This is a genomic window from Pseudomonas sp. Kh14 (assembly GCF_900291005.1).
GTDB lineage: Bacteria > Pseudomonadota > Gammaproteobacteria > Pseudomonadales > Pseudomonadaceae > Aquipseudomonas > Aquipseudomonas alloputida.
This window is the reverse complement of the sequence record NZ_OLKJ01000246.1, coordinates 1-245: the sequence shown is the minus strand read 5'-3', so window position 1 is coordinate 245 and position 245 is coordinate 1. Positions and strand designations below refer to the sequence as shown.

Genomic DNA, 245 nt, shown 5'->3' with positions numbered 1-245 from the left:
ACCATACAAGCGATAAAGGTGGTTGGGATACAAACCGCAAGAAGTGTTAAGTAATCAACGCCCATTGGCGCTAGCATAGCTGCAAAAGCGACAACTGCGGCTGAGATTGGAGACGCTGTAATCGCGATTTGGGAAGCGACAACGGCGATTGAAAGCGGGCGAGATGGACGAACACCCTGACCTTTTGCCACTTCGGCAATTACAGGTAGTGTAGAGAACGCGGTATGACCTGTACCAGCCATGAG

1 protein-coding gene is annotated in these 245 nt (G+C 51.0%); it reads right to left on the bottom strand.

What is annotated here, in order from left to right:
- Nucleotides 1-245 (bottom strand): anaerobic C4-dicarboxylate transporter family protein (locus FQ668_RS28000; protein WP_306109849.1); only part of this gene is annotated, 245 nt, incomplete at both ends.